This window comes from Sphingopyxis sp. Geo48 (assembly GCF_949769155.1).
Lineage (GTDB): Bacteria > Pseudomonadota > Alphaproteobacteria > Sphingomonadales > Sphingomonadaceae > Sphingopyxis.
On record NZ_CATKPA010000006.1, the window covers coordinates 45,105 to 58,657 of the forward strand.

The following is a 13,553-nucleotide window of genomic DNA, read 5'->3' on the forward strand; positions in this document are numbered from 1 at the left end:
TCCCCTTCGGGGGAGAGAGCCATTCCGTCAATGTCCACCTGCGGTCGTTACCCGCCGCGCGGCCTACGCATCCACCATCGCGTGATATTCGGCCTCGGCCAAAAACCGTTCGGCGTCGAGCGCCGCCATGCAGCCCATGCCCGCGGCGGTCACCGCCTGACGATAGACCTTGTCGGTGACGTCGCCCGCAGCGAAGACCCCGGGGATCGAGGTCAACGACGTGCCGGGCGTCACCTGCAGATAGCCGTCGTCGTCGAGCGGCAGCTTGCCCTTGAACAGCTCGGTCGACGGGCTGTGGCCGATCGCGACGAAGCCGCCGTCGGTCGGCTCGTGGCTCGCCGCGCCGGTGACGGTGTCGATCAGGTCGACGCCGACCAGACCCGACACCCCCTCGCCCGAAACAAAGCGGTCGACGCGCTTGTTCCACAGCACCTTGATCTTCGGGTTGGCGAACAGGCGATCCTGCAGGATCTTCTCGGCGCGAAGGTGGTCGCGGCGGTGGATCAGGGTCACATCGTTGCTGTGGTTGGTGAGATAAAGGGCTTCCTCGACCGCGGTGTTGCCGCCGCCGATGACGACGACCTTCTTGCCGCGATAGAAGAAGCCGTCGCACGTCGCGCAGGCCGAGACGCCCTTGCCGCCCAGTTCCTGCTCACCCTCGACGCCCAGCCATTTAGCCTGCGCGCCGGTCGCGATCACGAGCGTTTCCGCGAGATAGATATCGCCGCCGTCGCCGGTCAGCCTGAACGGGCGCTGCGACAGGTCGACGTCGACGATCGTGTCCCAGATCATGGCTGTCCCGACATGCGTCGCCTGCGCGGTCATCTGCTCCATCAGCCATGGGCCCTGGATCACTTCGGCAAAGCCCGGATAGTTCTCGACGTCGGTGGTGATCGTCAGCTGACCGCCGGGCTGCAGCCCCTGCACGACGATCGGCTTCATCCCCGCGCGCGCCGCGTAAATGGCGGCCGACAAGCCGGCAGGGCCGGAGCCGAGAATGAGCATTTTGGTGTGGTGCGTGGCGGGCATGATCGTCTTTCGGGTCCGGAGGCGAATCCTGTGCGGGATCGCACAGATGGGTGTTGCCAACCGCGCTAGCAAGGGTCAGTTTCCGCGCCAAGGGGGAGCATGGAAAAGGACATTTCATCCGAGCAGCGAGAGGGAGCGGGCAGGCGGCCCGACCGCTGGGTGCTGATAACCGCCTTGGCGATTGCCTTCGCGGTCGCCGTTGGCTCCTACACCGCCGCCGCCGCGGGCACCGCCGGGGCCATCGGCTACACGGTTCTCGTCATCCTGCCCGCCGCACTGTCGGCCTTCGTCGCATGGGTGGGCAGCATGGGACGCAACTGGCCGCGCTCCACCTTCGCCCTCGTGCCCGTCTGGTTGAGCGTGGGCGTCGCCGTCATCGGCGCCGTTGCATTTCGCGAAGGAATCGTCTGCATCCTGATGCTGTTGCCGCTTTGGCTTCTATTCGGAATGCTGGGCGTCTGGCCGGTCTATCAGTATCGCAAACAGAGCAATGGCGTGGATTCCAGCATCTTTCGTGCGAATGCGCTCTTGCTGTTGCCGCTGCTTTCCTTGGTCGTCGATCAGCATGTCGCGCCGCCGACCGCTCGCTATCAGGTCGTTCGTGAAATCAGCGTCGCTGCGCCGCCGGAAGCGGTCTGGCCGCAATTGCTTGCAATTCCCGACATCGGCGCGGCTGAAGGTGTCTGGACGTTCAGTCAGAGCCTTCTTGGCCTGCCCCGCCCAACCGGCGCCAAGCTGACCGGCCGGGGCGAAGGTGCCGTCCGCGACGCAGAATGGGAGGGCGGGGTGCGGTTCCAGGAAATCGTGACGCGCTGGCAACCCGATCGCGCGCTGCAATGGCGTTTTTCATTTCCCGACGCGTCGATCCGCCTGCGCACCGACGAACATATCGACCCGCACGGCCGCCATCTCTGGATCGAAAGTGGGGGTTATGACCTGATTCCCATGCAAGACGGCGGGACGAAAATCCGGTTGTGGACGCGCTATCGCGCCGCGACGCCGCTCAACGCCTATGCGGCGATGTGGGGGGAGATGATTTTGGGCGACATCCAGAATAATGTGCTCGCCATCGTCGCCGGCCGGATCGCCCAGGAGAAGGACCATGAATAGCTGGTGGGAACGTCATGGGGTGCCGCGGCTGATCAAATGCGCCTGCTCGCAGGGGCAGATCATGAAGGCGCGGAGCAAGGTCGTGCCGCACGCGCAGGGCGATGTGCTCGAGCTCGGCTGCGGCGGCGGGATCAACATGGAATTTTACGAGCCCGCGCGGGTGACGAGCTTCACCGGGCTCGATCCCTCGCCCGAACTGCTCGCGATGAGCCGCGCGGCGGCGGCGGCGCGCGGGATGATAGCCGACATCCAGGGCGGGATCGGCGAGGCGATGCCGTTCGAGAGCGGGCGCTTCGACACGGTGGTGACGACCTTCACCCTCTGCTCGGTCGCCGATCAGGCGGCGGTGCTCGGCGAAATCCGCCGCGTGCTGAAACCTGGCGGAACAGCGCTGTTCTTGGAGCATGGCGGCGCCCCCGACGCCGGCGTCGCCAAATGGCAGCGGCGGATCGAGCCGGTGTGGAAACGCATCGGCGGCAATTGCCACCTGACCCGCCCGATATCGCAGGCGTATGAACAGGCCGGCTTTTCGGTGGACCGACAGGGCGCGGCCTATATGCCCAAGACGCCCCGCCCCTTTGGCTGGGTCGAATATGGCGCCGCGCGCGTCGCGTCGTGACGGGAGGATAGCGCGATGATCCGTTTGTGGCTCTTCATTCTCTCCGCCGCCTTTCTGGTCGCGCCGACCGGCGCCGAGGCGCGAAAGGTCGCGCTGGTCATCGGCAACGGCGATTATGCGAACACCAGCCGCCTCGCGAACCCGCCGAACGACATCAAGCTGGTCGCGGCGTCGGCGAAGCAGGCGGGGTTCGACGATGTGACCGTCGCGGCCAATCTTTCGGTCAACGATTTCCAGAAAGTCATGCGCGACTTTCGCACCAAGGCCGAAGGGGCCGAGATCGCCATGGTCTATTATGCCGGGCACGGGATCGAGGCGCAGGGAAAGAACTGGCTGATCCCGACCGACGCGCAGCTCAAATCCGACCTCGACCTGCCCTATGAGGCGATCAACCTCGACCGGATGATGGAAGCGGTGTCGGGCGCGCGGATCCGCATCGTCATCCTCGATTCGTGCCGCAACAACCCCTTCGGGCGCACATGGAAATCGGGGACGCGCGCGGTGCAGACGGGGCTCGCCGGCGTCGAGGCCGACGATGTGCTCGTGATCTTTGCCGCCGCGCCGGGCCAGCTCGCCGCCGACGGCACCGCCGGCAACTCGCCCTTCGCGACTTCGCTCGCGAAGCGCCTGCCGCAGCCCGACCTGCCGGTGCAATTGCTTGGCGGCGCGATCCGCGACGATGTGCTGGCCGCAACCGGCGGCCGGCAGCGGCCGTTCGTCAGCGCCAGCATTACCGGCACGCCCTTCTATCTGGTCCCGCGCGCGGGTCAGGCTTCCACAGGAAATCGCGCCGCGCTCGAAGAGCTGATGTGGAAGGGCGCGGTCGCCGAGAACAGCGCCAGCGCGTTTAAGGCCTATCTTGCCGAATTTCCGTCGGGCAAATATGCGGCGCAGGCCGGCGAGAGCGTCGCGCGCCTCGCGAAAAATCCCAGGGCCACGCCGGTCGCCGCAAAATCCCTGGTGACGGCGGCGCTTCCGGCGACGAAGAAATACACGCTCTCGAACATCCGCGTCGAGGCGGTGAAGCTGACCGGGCGGCTCGGGCTCGGCCTGCCCGACCAGTTGTTCCTGCGCTTCAACACCGGCGAGCGTTTCCCCGAGGGGTCGCGCGAGATTTTCTCGATCAAGAAGGGCGAGAGCTGGGTCGTCGACCGGAATTTCACCTTCGAACAGCCGGTGAGCTTTCAGCTCCGCGAATTCGACGACATCGGCGGCAGCGACAATATCGGCACCGTCGACCTGGGTTCGACGCCCGGCACCTTCACCCGGACGCTGGACGGCGACGCCAGCGACTACCGCGTGACCTATACGCTGACGGTGGGGTGACGGCCGGTTGCGGACATTCAATATTTCGTCGCCCCGGACTTGATCCGGGGTCCATGACTTGAGCGCTGCTGTGGATCCCGGATCAAGTCCGGGATGACGAAGGCCTGGAGTCCAGCCAAAGCGGCCAGGACATAAGGTCCGCGCTATTCCTTCTCGCCGACCTCGACCAGCCCGTGGCCGACGCTGACGCGCTCGTCGAAGACGAAGCAACTGCCGTGCCAGCGGCTGTCGGCTTCGGGCACTTGCTCGAGATAGGCGAGAATTCCGCCCTTCAGGTGCGCGACGTCCTCGACGCCTTCGCTGCGCAGGAAAGCGGTCGATTTCTCGCAGCGGATGCCGCCGGTGCAGAACATCGCGATGCGCTTGCCCGCGAAACGCTCGGCGTTGGCGCGCCACCAGTCGGGGAAATCGCCGAAGCTTTTGGTCCCCGGATCGATCGCGCCGTCGAAGCTGCCATAGCCGACCTCGAACGCATTGCGCGTGTCGATCACCACGGTGCCCGGATCGTCGACGACCGCGTTCCAGTCGGCAGGGTCGATATAGGTTCCGGCGTCGCGCGCCGGGTCGACCCCGGGCACTTTCATCGTCACGATTTCCTTCTTCAGCCGCACCTTCAGCCGCTGGAAGGGCATCGCCGCGGCGGCCGAATATTTGACGTCGAGTTCGGCGCAACCGGGCAGCGCGCGGATATGGGCGATCACCGCCGCGATGCCGGCTTCGCTGCCCGCGATCGTGCCGTTGACGCCCTCGCGCGCGAGCAGCAGCGTGCCCTTTACCCCCCGCGCGGCGCAAAGGTCGAGCAGCGGCTGGCGCAGCGCGGCGGGATCGTCGAACGGCGCGAAACGATAGAAGGCGGCGACGGTGAAGGTCATAGGGCGCTCCCCTTACCCGCTCGCATCGAGCGAAGTCGAGATGCCTATCGTTGGCGCATGGCCTCACGGTGTCTCGACGTCGCTCGACACGAACGGATAGTGTTAGGTCGCCTACCGAAAGGGATCGCTCCGCGCGGTCGCATAATGCGCCATCGCCATCGTGGTCCATTGCGCGTTGACGCGGATGCAGGTCGGGAAGACGCTGGCGTCGGTCACCAGCACATTGGTCGTCCCGTGGACGCGGCATTCGGGATCGACGACGCCATATTGCGGGTCTTCGTTGATCGCATTGCCCCCATGCGGGTGGCTGCTCGACAGCGTCGCATCGTCGGCTTCGCGGATCGCATCCTCGAAGAAATCGTCGATATCCATGTCGGGTGTCACCACCTGGCCTTTGGTGAGCGCCGGATAGCATTCGAGCGCCCCCGCGGCGAAATGCACCTTGGTCAGCGTCGCCATCGCGCGGCGGAGCAGCGGCAGGTCTTCGTCCTTATCCAGCTTGAACTTGAGCTTGCCGTCCGTCACCCGCCCGCGCCGGTCGGCGGGAAAGAGGATGCCCGCCGAATGGACGCGACCGAAATTCTTCATCCGCGCCGCATGATCACCGAACCAGCCGGGCATCAGCGACGCCATCGCCATCGGCGGCTGGAAATGGCTTTCGAGCAGGAAGTCGCCGCAGTCGACATAGCTCGTCATCTGGTCCTCGTCCCACGCATTGCCGCCGACGCCCGGCGGCATCAGCGCGACGACGGGCGACGCGATGTTGAGCGACACCTGATAACCGGTGCCGCTGATGTCGCTGCGATCGAGGAATTTCGACGACGCGATCGTCCCCGCGGCGACGACCACCCCGACGCGCGCGCGGACGAGCCGTTCGGACCCGCCCGGCAGCACCAGCTTCACCGCCTCGGCCTCGCGGCGTCCGTCGATGCTCGTCTGCCAGACGATGCGCTCGGCCTTCGTCCCCGGCAGGATGCGCGCGCCATGGTCGCGGCACGCATCGGGCAGATAGGTCTGCGCCATCCCCATCCGCCGCCCATAGGGACAGCCCGCGTTGCAATAACCGCAATAGGCGCAGGCATTGGGCGTGTTCGGCGGCCCGAAATTCTTCGCGAACCAGTCGGCGACCGCGCGCTTTTCCCTGGGGTCCGACGAGGTCGCGGCATAGGCGTGCCAGCCGTTCGTCAGGTGCGGCCCGTTGTGCCGTCCGCTGCGCGGCTCGGCCGTGTCGATGCCGAGGCGCCCCCTGATCGCGTCGTAGCTCGCATGAAACGCCGCCTTGTCGACCGGCGCGCCGATGCTGGCCCATTTGTCGAGGACATCGACCGCGTCGGGATGCGTGCGCCCGGGTTCATTGACGCGCAGGCAGATACCGTTGTTGACCGTCGACGACCCACCGACGCAGCGCCCCTGAAACACCACGAAATCGCGATCGGTCGAGGTCTGGAGCGCGCCATGCTTGAACAGGTTCGCGACCATGTCGAGTTCGTGGTGATCGATCCGCGGCGAGGGGTAGAAGGGCCCCGCTTCGACAATCAGCACCTTATAGCCCCGCGCCGCGACATTGTAGGCGGCGACCGACCCGCCCGCGCCCGAACCGACGACGATCACGTCATATTCATCGCCGAGCGTCGCCGCATCCAATATAAAGGCATCGTCGATCTCGCGGCCTTCGACGCGCTTGATTTCCAGCTCGCCGGGTCCGCGAACGCGATGCTTCGGCAGGGTGAAGCCGATCTGCTTGTGGACGGGGTTATTCAGGTTGGCATCCTGATCGCCCGGCATCCAGTGACCATAATAGCAGGCGTAAACGATACCGCGCAGCCGCGCCATGTCCTGGAAAAGGTCGATCTGGCTGTTCTGCAGGCGGTTCCGGATCCGCTCGACGCGCGTTGCGACGCCGACCTCGGCGAACATCGGCCCCAGCACGATCTCGGTCCCGGTGAGCGAGAGGCGGATCTCGTCGAGCTTGGTCCCGCCGACCTTGCCGAACAGGCTGCTGATGTTGGCGACGACCTGATCGGGCGTGATTTTCATCTCGGCGCCATGGAACAGCGCCTCGGTCAGCGCCTTCAGGAATTTGAGTTGCCCGAAATTGAACGGTGCGGCCACAAGCCCTTCCCCCCCCCCTGCTGAGCAGGCGTCTGTGTCCGGGCTCCGCGCCCGAAAGGCAAGCCTATATCGCGCTCAGGCGGCGGCCGTCGCAACCGTTTCGGACAGGAACGGCCGCACCGCCGCCATCGCCTGTTCGACATAGAGACGCTTTTGGCCGACCGGCGCGACATAGTGAAGCGCCTCCTCGACCGCCTCGACGCCAGCCAGCCGCGCGATCATCCACGCCGCGAGATATTGCGAGGCAAGGCAGCCGCCCGCGGTCGCGACATTGCCGTGCGCGACGAACGGTGCGTCGATCACCTCGACCCCGGCCTCGATCACCCAGGGCTTGGTGGTCAGGTCGGTGCAGGCGGGCAGATCGCCGATCAGGCCGAGCTTCGCCAGCAACAGCGTTCCCGAACATTGCGCCCCGACCAGCTGGCGCGCGGGGTCGAGGCGGATGGCGTCGAGAAATTCGGGGTCGGCGGCATAGTCGCGGGTACGAGTTCCGCTGCCGATGATCACCGCGTCGGCCTCGGCGGCGAACGCGATCGGCTTCTGCCGCGCCACGGTCACGCCGTTCATCGACGTCACCTCGGCACTCGGCGCGGTGATATGCGCCGCCCAGCCGCGCGGGCGCAGGCGATTGAGGATGGCGGCCGCGACGAAGGAGTCGAGTTCGTTGAAGCCGTCGAAGGTCAGGACCGCGATCTGCATATCATTCTCCGCCGCCAAGATAGGCGAGGACCCGGCCTTTTCCAGCGCCAGCCGCTACACGGTTCCGGAAAATATGTCGGCGCGCCATGCGGCGAGCGCGGCGGCGTCGCGCGGCGACGCGAGATAGCGGCCCCAGGCCAGCGCCTCGTGCGCAACGATTCCGAACTCCCAGACGCAAAAGGTCGGCCGCACCGTCCCCGCCGCGTCGGGATAGGCAGGATCGAACGGCGCAAAGGCGGACATGTCGCCATGGCGATACCACACCGCCTCCCACAACTCGTTCGACCCGCGCCAGACCGAGACGAGCAGGAAATAGAAATCGGCGCCGCAGCGATGGAGCAGCACGAAGCCGCAATCGCCGGGTTCGACCGCCGCATCTGCCTTACCGCCGAACCAGTCGTCGCACAGGCGCGCGACGCCGTCGGGAACGGGCGCATCGGGTGCGGTCAGATGGTAGAGTTTGAGAGCCGCGCCGCCGGCTTCGCGCAGACCCGCAAACCTGCCGACCTTGGCATAGTGGCGATAGGCATCATCGACGGCAGCGGACATGGCGGACTCCCTTTTGTTCCACCTATGTTCTACATGCCGCCGATCGGGCGGGCAACCGGCTTTCGATCAGGCCGCCTTCTTCTCTTGCCGATATTTGTGAAGCAACGGCTCGGTATAGCCCGACGGCTGCGCCACGCCCTCGAAGATCAGCGCGCGCGCGGCGCGGTACGCAATACCGTCGGGCGTCAGCTTTTCGTACAGCGGATCGCCCGCATTCTGTGCATCGACCTTGGCCGCCATGCGCGCCAGCGCGGCATCGATCTGCGCTTCGCTGCAGACACCGTGGAGCAGCCAGTTGGCGAGCGCCTGGCTGGAAATACGGAGCGTTGCGCGGTCCTCCATCAGGCCGATATCGTCGATATCGGGCACCTTCGAGCAGCCGACACCCTGATCGATCCAGCGCACGACATAGCCCAATATGCCCTGGCAATTATTGTCGAGCTCGCGCGCGATCTCGGCCTCGCTCCAGTTGCGCCCGGTGGCGACGGGAATGTTCAGCAGCCGATCGAGCGACGGCACCGCCTCGCCCGCGATCTCGCGCTGGCGGGCGAACACATCGACCATATGATAGTGAAGCGCGTGCAGCGTCGCGGCGGTCGGCGACGGCACCCACGCAGTGTTCGCCCCCGATTTGGGGTGACCGATCTTCGCGTCGAGCATCGCTTTCATGAGGTCGGGCATCGCCCACATGCCCTTGCCGATCTGCGCTTTGCCCGAAAGCCCGCAGGCAAGGCCGATGCGGACGTTGCGGTCCTCGTAGGACGCGATCCAGTCGCTCGCCTTCATCTCACCCTTCGGGATCATCGGTCCCGCACGCATCGAGGTGTGGATTTCGTCGCCGGTGCGGTCGAGGAAGCCGGTGTTGATGAAGACGATGCGGTCGCGCACCGCCTCGATGCACGCGGCGAGATTCGCGCTCGTGCGACGTTCCTCGTCCATCACGCCGACCTTGATCGTGTGGCCATCGAGGCCGAGCATATCCTCGACCGCATCGAACAGGCGGTTCGTAAAGCCGCATTCCTCGGGCCCGTGCTGCTTGGGCTTGACGATATAGATGCTGCCCGCGCGGCTGTTCTTGCGGCTGCCGAGGTTGTGCAGATCGTGGAGCGCGCAGAGGCTCGTGATCACCGCGTCACACAGCCCCTCGGGCGCTTCGGCGCCGTTCGGCAGGCGGATCATCGGCGTCGTCATCAGATGGCCGACGTTACGCACGAACATCACGCTGCGGCCCGGCAGTGTGAACGCCGTACCATCGGGCGCGGTCCAGCTGCGGTCGGGCTCCATCGCGCGGGTGACGGTGCTGCCACCCTTGGCGAAGCTTTCGGTGAGATCGCCGCGCATGAGGCCGAGCCAGTTGGTATAGCCGAGCACTTTGTCCTCACCATCGACTGCGGCAACGCTGTCTTCGAGGTCGATGATCGTCGTCAGCGCGGCTTCGAGGATGACATCGGCAATGCCCGCCGGGTCGGTCCTGCCGATCGCGCTGCCTTCATCGATCACCAGCTCGATGTGCAGGCCGTTGTGGCAAAGCAATATCCCGCCGGGCTTGCTGCCCACCCATTGCGACGGATCGGCCAGCGTGAGCTGGCCGCCCTGCCACTCGGCCCAGCTTCCCGATGCGAGCGGCACGGTCTCGTCGAGAAACGCCTTGGCGCGCGCGATCACAGCCGCGCCGCGCGTCGCGTCATACCCGCCCGGCTTCGCCGGCGCCGCGTCGAGCGCGTCGGTGCCATAAAAGGCGTCGTAGAGGCTGCCCCAGCGCGCATTGGCGGCGTTCAAGGCGAAGCGGGCGTTGAGCGCGGGCACGACGAGCTGCGGCCCCGCCATCGTCGCGATCTCGGGATCGACGTCGGCGGTCCCGACCTTGAACGGCGCGGGTTCGGGGACGAGATAACCGATCTCGCGCAGGAATGCCTGATAGGCGGCGGCGTCGTGCGTCTGCCCTTCCCGCGCGCGGTGCCAGGCGTCGATCTTCGCCTGCAGATCCTCGCGCTTTGCGAGCAGCGCAGCATTCTCGGGCGCGAACCGGCCGAGCAGATCCGCGAAATCGCGCCAGAACTTGGCGCTATCGAGCCCGGTGCCGGGCAGCGCCTTCGTCTCGATGAAATCGACCAGACGCGAATCGACAGAGAGGCCATTTCGGTCGAGAAAATCAGTCATTCAAGCACCCTTTGGTCAGCGCGATCGCGCAATGGAATCCGGGGAGGAAAGGGCCGCCGCCCTATGCCGCGAATGCGGCAGCTTGGCAATGGGGTGCCAATACCCGCGCCGACCGCTATAGCCCCCGGCATGATACCGCGCGAACATCTCGGCACAGCGCCCGTCCCCGGCGGCGACGCGCTCCATCTCTATCGGCGCGGTAAGGATTTCACGATCGCGCTCGATGGCAACGACCTGATGAGCACCCGGATGAGCGGCTCCGAGGAAGCACTTGCCGAAATGAGCTGCGACCGGCTGCGCGGCGACGCCGAAAAGGGTGGGGCCCCGCACCTGCTCATCGGCGGCTATGGCATGGGCTTTACGCTGCGCGCGGCCCTGGCGCGGCTCGGCCCGGACGCGCGCGTCACCGTCGCCGAACTGGTGCCAGAGATTATCGACTGGGCGCGTGGGCCGATGGCCGAGCTGACCGCCGGGGCGCTCGACGACCCACGCGTCGAGCTGCGCATCACCGATGTGTCGGGCGTGATCGGCGGCGCGGCGCAATCGTTCGACGCGATATTGCTCGACGTCGACAACGGCCCCGACGGTCTGACGCGCGAGAGCAACGACCGCATCTATTCGATGGGCGGACTTGCGCGCGCGAAGGCCGCGCTGCGGCCCCGCGGACTGTTGGCGATCTGGTCTGCCGCGCCCGACGCCAAATTTTCACGCCGCCTGAAAGAATCGGGCTTCGCGGTCGAGGAAGTCGTCGTGCGGGCGCGCAGCAACGGCAAGGGGCCGCGGCACATCATCTGGTTCGCGCGTGCCCTTTGACCGGCAATGACAAGGGGTCGCAAAGCCCGGTTCGGCTGGCTATAGCCATGCGATGACCAGCCTCACCGCCACCGAAAACGCGACGATCGAGCGGGCCGCCGATGCGCCGATGCTCGCGCAGGTCGAGCAATGGGCAGCCGTGAACAGCGGCACCGGCAACCTTGCGGGACTCAGGACCGTGGCGGGCCAGCTTGCCGATGCTTTTGCGGCGCTACCCGGCGACGTCCGCCTCGTCGCACCCGACCCGGTCGAAAGCGTCGATGCCGCGGGCAATATCAAGACCACGCAGCGCGGCGACCATCTGCATCTGCGCGTCCGGCCCGACGCGCCGGTGCAACTGCTGCTGACCGGCCACATGGACACGGTATTTCCCGCCGATCATCCGTTCCAGACGCTTCGATGGCTCGAGCCCGGCGTGCTCAACGGCCCCGGCACCGCCGACATGAAGGCGGGCATTTCGGTGATCCTTGCGGCGCTTAAGGCGCTCGAAACCTCGCCGTTCGCGCCACGTATCGGCTATGACGTGATGATCAACAGCGACGAGGAGACGGGCAGCCACGCCTCGGCCGCGCTGATCGCCGAGCTTGCGAAGGGCAAGACCGCCGCGCTGACCTACGAGCCTGCATTGCCCGACGGGGGCCTTGCCGGCGCGCGGCCCGGCAGCGGCAATTTCTCGGTGATCGTGCATGGCCAGTCGGCGCATGCCGGGCGCAACCCCGAGGACGGACGCAACGCGCTGATCGCCGCCGCCGATCTGGCGCTGCGGCTGAACGCGCTGAAATCGCCCGACCTCAAGGTCAATCCCGCGAAGATCGACGGCGGCGGCCCGAACAATGTCGTGCCCGATTCTGCGATCCTGCGCGTCAACCTGCGCCCTTCGACTCCCGAGGCGATGGCGGCGGCTGAAGCCGCGCTCCGCGACGCGGTCGCCGCAGTCTCCCGCGAGCATGACGTGCATTGCCATATCCACGGCAATTTCAATCGCCCGCCTAAGCCGCTCGACGCGGCCGCGACGCGCTTGTTCGAGCTGGTGCGCGATTGCGGCGCGGCGCTCGGCCTGCCACCGATCCGCTGGAAGGCGACCGGCGGCGTCTGCGACGGCAACAATATCGCTGCGTGCGGCGTGCCGGTGGTCGACACGATGGGCCCGCGCGGCGGCGCGATCCATAGCTCGGACGAATTTCTGATCGTCGACAGCCTCGCCGAACGCGCGCAGCTGTCGGCGCTGACCATGATGAGAATAGCGGAACGGGGGACGGTGTGAATTATGTGATCCGGGCGGCCAAGCCGGGCGACCTGCAGAGCATTTACGAGATGGCGAAGCTGACCGGAGGCGGCTTCACCAACCTCCCCCCCGACAAGAAGGCGCTGCGTGCGAAGCTGGAGCGCGCCGAGGCCGGATTCGCGTCGGAAAAGGAATATCCGGCCGACGAGCTGTACCTGATGGTGCTCGAGGATCTGGACAGCGGCGAGGTGCGCGGCACCTGCCAGATTTTCGGGCAGGTTGGCCAGCGCTGGCCCTTTTATTCGTATCGCATCGGCACCGACAGCAAGCATAGCGAACAGCTCGGCCGCACCTTCCACGCGCAGGTACTGATGCTGAGCAACGACCTCAACGGGTCGAGCGAGGTCGGCGGACTGTTCCTCCACCCCGCGGCGCGCGCCGGCGGGCTCGGGCTGCTGCTCGCCCGCTCGCGCTATCTGTTCATCGCACGGCACCGCGCGCGCTTCGGCGACCGCATCCTCGCCGAGCTGCGCGGGGTGATCGACGAAGCGGGCGGATCGCCCTTCTGGGACGGGGTCGCGGGCAAATTCTTCGGGATGAGTTTCCAGGAGGCGGACCAGTTCAACGCGGTCCATGGCAACCAGTTCATCGCCGACCTGATGCCCAAACACCCCGTCTATATCGCGATGCTGCCCGAAACCGCGCGCGCGGTGATCGGCGTCCCGCACCCGACCGGACGTGCGGCGATGCGGATGCTGGAGAATGAGGGCTTCGCCTTCGAAAATTATGTCGACATTTTCGACGGCGGCCCGACGATGACCGCGCGCACCGATCAGGTCGCGAGCATCCGCGATGCGAAGCATGTCGAAGTGAGCGGCATTGCCGAGGGCGGCGAGGACGCGCTGATCGCGACCGGTCAGCTGCGCGATTTCCGCTGCTGTTTCGGCACGGTCGGCGCGGGTGGGACGATCGATCCCCATGCGGCAGAGGTGCTGGGGGTCGGGGCCGGCGATCCGATCAGCTGGATCGGGAGGTAAGC

The 13,553-nt window shown here is 66.4% G+C and carries 12 protein-coding genes; 6 read left to right on the forward strand and 6 right to left on the reverse strand.

What is annotated here, in order from left to right:
- Window positions 1-63: 63 nt before the first annotated feature.
- On the reverse strand, window positions 64-1,029 hold the full coding sequence (trxB, locus tag QOL79_RS16950) for a thioredoxin-disulfide reductase (RefSeq protein WP_283420239.1): 966 nt from the start codon (window positions 1,027-1,029) through the stop codon (window positions 64-66).
- Between the two features lie 99 nt (window positions 1,030-1,128).
- On the opposite strand from trxB, the gene QOL79_RS16955 reads away from it, so the two are divergent.
- From QOL79_RS16955 to QOL79_RS16965, 3 genes are read left to right on the forward strand one after another with little or no spacing between them, the layout of a single operon-like run.
- Window positions 1,129-2,139, forward strand: a complete 1,011-nt coding sequence (locus QOL79_RS16955) for an SRPBCC family protein (protein WP_283420240.1) — start codon at window positions 1,129-1,131, stop codon at window positions 2,137-2,139.
- Window positions 2,132-2,758 (forward strand): class I SAM-dependent methyltransferase, encoded by a 627-nt coding sequence (locus tag QOL79_RS16960; RefSeq protein WP_283420241.1) that lies wholly within the window; start codon window positions 2,132-2,134, stop codon window positions 2,756-2,758. The genes QOL79_RS16955 and QOL79_RS16960 overlap by 8 nt, the downstream gene beginning before the upstream one ends.
- 15 nt (window positions 2,759-2,773) lie before the next feature.
- Window positions 2,774-4,084 carry a caspase family protein gene (locus tag QOL79_RS16965; RefSeq protein ID WP_283420242.1) on the forward strand — a complete coding sequence of 437 codons (1,311 nt, stop codon included), beginning with the start codon at window positions 2,774-2,776 and terminating at the stop codon, window positions 4,082-4,084.
- A gap of 143 nt (window positions 4,085-4,227) precedes the next feature.
- Here the strand turns inward: QOL79_RS16965 and trhO are convergent, their stop codons facing one another.
- The 5 genes from trhO to QOL79_RS16990 form a co-directional block, all read right to left on the reverse strand.
- Window positions 4,228-4,956, reverse strand: coding sequence for an oxygen-dependent tRNA uridine(34) hydroxylase TrhO (gene trhO / locus QOL79_RS16970; RefSeq protein ID WP_349306427.1), 729 nt, complete (start codon window positions 4,954-4,956; stop codon window positions 4,228-4,230).
- A gap of 111 nt (window positions 4,957-5,067) precedes the next feature.
- Complete coding sequence (locus QOL79_RS16975) at window positions 5,068-7,068, reverse strand: GMC family oxidoreductase N-terminal domain-containing protein (protein ID WP_283420243.1); 2,001 nt, start codon at window positions 7,066-7,068, stop codon at window positions 5,068-5,070.
- Window positions 7,069-7,143: 75 nt separating this feature from the next.
- Window positions 7,144-7,767 carry a DJ-1/PfpI family protein gene (locus QOL79_RS16980; protein ID WP_058457594.1) on the reverse strand — a complete coding sequence of 208 codons (624 nt, stop codon included), beginning with the start codon at window positions 7,765-7,767 and terminating at the stop codon, window positions 7,144-7,146.
- Window positions 7,768-7,821: 54 nt separating this feature from the next.
- Window positions 7,822-8,316 carry a hypothetical protein gene (locus QOL79_RS16985; protein ID WP_058457595.1) on the reverse strand — a complete coding sequence of 165 codons (495 nt, stop codon included), beginning with the start codon at window positions 8,314-8,316 and terminating at the stop codon, window positions 7,822-7,824.
- A 66-nt stretch (window positions 8,317-8,382) separates the two neighbouring features.
- Window positions 8,383-10,476, reverse strand: coding sequence for a malate synthase G (locus QOL79_RS16990; RefSeq protein ID WP_283420244.1), 2,094 nt, complete (start codon window positions 10,474-10,476; stop codon window positions 8,383-8,385).
- 129 nt (window positions 10,477-10,605) lie between these two features.
- Here QOL79_RS16990 and QOL79_RS16995 point away from each other — a divergent pair, with 129 nt between their 5' ends.
- From QOL79_RS16995 to QOL79_RS17005, 3 genes are read left to right on the forward strand one after another with little or no spacing between them, the layout of a single operon-like run.
- A complete protein-coding gene (locus QOL79_RS16995; protein ID WP_058457610.1) occupies window positions 10,606-11,289 on the forward strand; it encodes a spermidine synthase in 684 nt (227 codons plus the stop codon).
- 52 nt (window positions 11,290-11,341) lie between these two features.
- A complete protein-coding gene (locus QOL79_RS17000) occupies window positions 11,342-12,553 on the forward strand; it encodes a hydrolase (protein ID WP_283420245.1) in 1,212 nt (403 codons plus the stop codon).
- Window positions 12,550-13,551 carry an arginine N-succinyltransferase gene (locus tag QOL79_RS17005; protein ID WP_058457598.1) on the forward strand — a complete coding sequence of 334 codons (1,002 nt, stop codon included), beginning with the start codon at window positions 12,550-12,552 and terminating at the stop codon, window positions 13,549-13,551. The genes QOL79_RS17000 and QOL79_RS17005 overlap by 4 nt, the downstream gene beginning before the upstream one ends.
- Window positions 13,552-13,553 lie beyond the last annotated feature (2 nt).